This window comes from bacterium (genome assembly GCA_026398675.1).
Lineage (GTDB): Bacteria > RBG-13-66-14 > RBG-13-66-14 > RBG-13-66-14 > RBG-13-66-14 > RBG-13-66-14.
The window spans coordinates 1-3,987 of record JAPLSK010000295.1 but is presented as its reverse complement, the minus strand read 5'-3'; the positions used below and the strand labels follow the sequence as shown (position 1 = coordinate 3,987).

At 63.4% G+C, this 3,987-nt stretch carries 7 protein-coding genes; all 7 read left to right on the top strand.

The window, feature by feature from the left end; all coding sequences use genetic code 11:
• Positions 1-114, top strand: a 114-nt coding sequence (gene infA / locus NTW26_08735; protein ID MCX7022338.1) for a translation initiation factor IF-1, incomplete at its 5' end; no start/stop codon positions are given.
• A gap of 352 nt (positions 115-466) precedes the next feature.
• Positions 467-580, top strand: coding sequence for a 50S ribosomal protein L36 (gene rpmJ / locus NTW26_08730; protein MCX7022337.1), 114 nt, complete (start codon positions 467-469; stop codon positions 578-580).
• Between the two features lie 69 nt (positions 581-649).
• Positions 650-1,024: a 30S ribosomal protein S13 gene (gene rpsM, locus NTW26_08725; protein ID MCX7022336.1), complete on the top strand. Its 375-nt coding sequence runs from the start codon at positions 650-652 to the stop codon at positions 1,022-1,024.
• A gap of 51 nt (positions 1,025-1,075) precedes the next feature.
• Positions 1,076-1,465 carry a 30S ribosomal protein S11 gene (gene rpsK, locus NTW26_08720; protein MCX7022335.1) on the top strand — a complete coding sequence of 130 codons (390 nt, stop codon included), beginning with the start codon at positions 1,076-1,078 and terminating at the stop codon, positions 1,463-1,465.
• Between the two features lie 9 nt (positions 1,466-1,474).
• Positions 1,475-2,101: a 30S ribosomal protein S4 gene (gene rpsD, locus NTW26_08715; protein MCX7022334.1), complete on the top strand. Its 627-nt coding sequence runs from the start codon at positions 1,475-1,477 to the stop codon at positions 2,099-2,101.
• 93 nt (positions 2,102-2,194) lie between these two features.
• The gene (locus NTW26_08710; GenBank protein ID MCX7022333.1) at positions 2,195-3,181 is read left to right on the top strand and encodes a DNA-directed RNA polymerase subunit alpha; all 987 of its coding nucleotides are present in this window, start codon (positions 2,195-2,197) and stop codon (positions 3,179-3,181) included.
• A gap of 11 nt (positions 3,182-3,192) precedes the next feature.
• Positions 3,193-3,603 carry a 50S ribosomal protein L17 gene (gene rplQ / locus NTW26_08705; protein MCX7022332.1) on the top strand — a complete coding sequence of 137 codons (411 nt, stop codon included), beginning with the start codon at positions 3,193-3,195 and terminating at the stop codon, positions 3,601-3,603.
• Positions 3,604-3,987: the final 384 nt, after the last annotated feature.

Genomic DNA, 3,987 nt, shown 5'->3' with positions numbered 1-3,987 from the left:
ATCTGCGGGAAGATGCGGATGAACTTCGTGCGCATCCTCCCCGGAGACCGCGTGCGGGTGGAAGTTACCCCCTACGACCTCACCAAGGGCCGCATTACCTGGCGCTTCAAATAAAGGGGCCCGTCAAGGGGGCCAGTCAGGGGGGCCAGGCGCGGAGTGGTTTGAGTTAGTAGGGGGCCGGGGTATGAAAGAGCTTGGGCCAGGCGGAGGGCCGGAAGAGGGGGCCAGGCGCGGAGTGGTTTGAGTCAGCAGAGGACCGGGGTACGAAAGAGCTTGGGCCGGTCGGGGGGCGTATCCGAAAAGAGTCCGTGAACCGGTTTCGGCAGCCCGCAAGGTAGCCCAAAAGGCCGGTTGAGCAGCTCCCCCGGGATCGTCGGGATCCGACGATAGACCGGTCGGGGGGGCGGTATGGAATCCGTCGTATTTTTCATCGAATAAAAAACAACACGAGAGAGTGTAAAACGTCATGAAGGTCCGCAGCTCAGTCAAGCCCATCTGCGATAAATGCCGGGTCATCAAGCGCCGGGGCGTCGTCCGGGTTATCTGCAAGAACCCCCGCCACAAGCAGCGTCAGGGTTAACCGAGCGAACCGAGCTTTCGCGAGCTACGCCCCCGGCTAACCGAGTTATGCCCCGGCAAAAGGAGAACGATGGCACGCATCTCCGGTATAGACCTGCCCCGCAACAAGCGCATCGTCATCAGCTTGACCTACATCTTCGGTATCGGGAACACCATCGCACGGGCCATCTGTGATAAGGCCGGCTTGGACGTGGACACCCACACCAAGGACCTCACCGACGACGAGATAAACAACATCCGTAAGGTCATCGAAGAGGGCTACCGGGTCGAGGGAACGCTGCGGGCCGAGGTTGCCATGAACATCAAGCGGCTCATGGCGATCAATTCCTACCGCGGCATGCGCCACAAGAGGGGCCTGCCCGTCCGCGGCCAGCGCACCAAGACCAACGCCCGGACACGCAAAGGCCCGCGCCGCACCGTAGGCGCCAAGGCTAAAAGTAAATAGCGCATCGGCGGATCCGCCGCCGGGTCGTCGGATTCTCCTGAAAGGCCGTTCATGCAGCGTCAGCGGCGTCGCAGATCCATAAAGTTCGACGAGGGTTCCCCGGAGGGGTACATCTGTATCCGCTCCTCCTACAACAACACCATCGTCACGGTTACCAGCCTCGACGGTCGGGTTCTCGGCTGGGGTAGCGCGGGCACCGCGGGCTTCAAGGGCTCGAAGAAGTCCACCCCCTTCGCCGCCCAGCTCACCGCCGAGAACTGCGCCCGCAAGGCGCTCGACGCCGGGATGCGCAAGGTCGAAATTCACATCAAGGGCCCGGGCTCCGGTCGCGAGTCGGCCATCCGCGCTCTCTCCGCCGCCGGACTCGGCGTCACCGCCGTCATTGACATGACCAGCATTCCACACAACGGCTGCCGCCCGAAGAAGCGGCGCCGGGTGTAGGGGGGCGTCTTGGCTAGGTACACCGGACCGCGTTGCAAAATGTGCCGCCGTGAGGGCGTGAAACTCTTCCTCAAGGGTCAGCGCTGCTATTCCAACAAGTGCGCCGTGGAGCGCCGCCCGACACCACCGGGTATGCACGGACGCGGCAGACGCCGCCGCCAGACCCCCTACGGAACGCAGCTCCGGGAGAAGCAGCGCATCCGCCGCTCATACGGCATGCTCGAGCGGCAGTTCTTCAACTTCTACAAAAAGGCCGAGCGCGCCAAGGGAATCACCGGCCACACCCTCTTGATCATGCTCGACACCCGGCTCGACAGCGTGCTTCAGAAGGCCGGATTCGTCGCCACGCGCGCCCAGGCCCGGCAGTACGTCCGCCACGGCCACATGGCCGTGAACGGCCACAAGGTGGACATCCCCAGCTACCGGGTCAAGGCCGAGGACACGGTATCCGTCCGCGAGACCTCCAGCGTCGTCCCGCAGGTCAAGTTCCGTCTCGAGCGCCTCCAGCCTCAATCCGTGGACTGGCTCGCGGTGGACCAGGCAAAGCTCGAGATTAAAGTGAACCGGCTGCCGAACCGCGAGGACATCACCCTGCCCTTCAACGAGCAGTTCGTGGTCGAGCTCTACTCGCGTTAACGCCCGGTCCGAAAATATGGCTCACGGCGGGGGTTGACCGGTTCGTCGCCGACCCGCCTCGATTTAAAACCCCTCCACGGGGCTCTAGCAAACATGATCATCGGTAAGGTTCTGGATACCGACATCAAGGTGCTGATCGAGGAGGACAAGGCCCAGCGCAACCGGGCCATGTTCACCATTCAGCCTCTGGCCTCGGGGTTCGGCACCACGGTGGGCAACGCCCTGCGGCGGGTTCTGTTGTCCAGCCTCACCGGCTACGCCCCCGTCGCCGTGCGCGTCGAGAGCGCCGACCACGAGTACGACACGCTGCCCGGCGTGGTCGAGGACGTCTCCGACATCATCCTCAACCTGCGCCAGTTGGTCTTCAGCGGGGAGAAGGACGACGAGGGGGTCCACGCGGTGAGCCTGGCCGCCAAGGGACCCGGCGAGGTGACCGGCGCCGATCTCGTACTGCCCCCCGAGCTGAAGGTCCTCAACCCCGACGCCTACATCGCCGGCCTGGACATAGACGGTAAGCTGGAGATGGACGTCGTGCTGATACGCGGACGGGGCTACCTCACCTCAAACGAGGTGCAGCTCCCCCCCGAGCACGACTACGTCGGCATGATACCCATAGACGCCGTCTTCACGCCCGTCGTCAAGGTCAACTTCAACGTCGAGGAAACCCGCGTCGGGCAGATGACCAACTTCGACAGACTGATTCTCGAGGTCGTGACCGACGGCTCCATCAGCCCGCGGGACGCCGTGGAGACCTCGGCGACGATTCTCATCAACTTTTTCTCCGTCATCAGCTCGGCCGACGCGCGGCGGACGCCACAGGAGGAACTGGAGGACGAGGAGCGGCACCGGATTCGGGAGCTCTTGGCCCGCCCCGTCTCGGAGCTCGACCTCTCCGTGCGCTCCGCGAACTGCCTCCGCGCCGCCGATATACATACCCTCGGCGATCTTGTCATAAAGCCCGAGTCGGAGATGCTCAAGTACCGCAATTTCGGAAAGAAGTCCCTGGCCGAGATCGAGGCCTTCCTCTCCGAATACGGCCTGCACCTCGGGATGGACTTAAGCGAGCTTTTCGGCGATTAGGGGACCTCGTTATGCGGCACAAGAAAGAAGGCTTTCAGTTCAACCGGACCGCCGCCCACCGGCGGGCGCTGCTGCGCAACCTCTGCCGGTCACTCGTCCGCCACGAGCGGATCGAGACGACCCACATCAAGGCCAAGGCGCTCAAGGCCTTCGCCGACAGCCTGTTCGCCAAGGCTCGCCCATCGGACACGGCGGCGCAGCGGGCCGTTTTCGCCGAGCTGGGGGACAAGAAAGTCGTCAAGAAATTTTTCGAGGTCGTGCTTCCGCGCTTCGACGAGCGCACGGGCGGATTCGTCCGCATCATCCCCCGGGGATTCCGCAAGGGCGACGGGGCGCCGGTCTCATTCGTCGAGCTCTGCGAGATGGGCGAGGACTTCGCCAAGCCGCGCGTGATCAAGCTGAAGAAGAAGATAACCAAGTAGCCGGGCCGGCGGCCGCATGGACCAACTCGGGCCCCCTCGGCGAGGGGGTCTTTCAACACCCCTCCACGGCGAAACCCCCTAAGACCGGGGCTAGGCGAGGTGAAGAAGCGGAAAGATGTACCGCGCGCGGCGATGACCGTCGAATTAAGATAGATTCCTCCGCGATTGCGCCCCCCCAAAACTTGGGGGGATGGGGGTACGGACCTGGGACTTTGAAAAACGCACCGCACGCGGTGGTGACCACTAAAGTGTAATTGATTTCTCCCGCGACTTTGCCCCCCCAAGATGGGGGGGGGTGGGGGGTGCGGACCTGGGAATTTGAAAAACGCACCGCACGCGGTGGTGACCACTAAATTGTAATTGATTCCCCCCGCGACTTTGCCC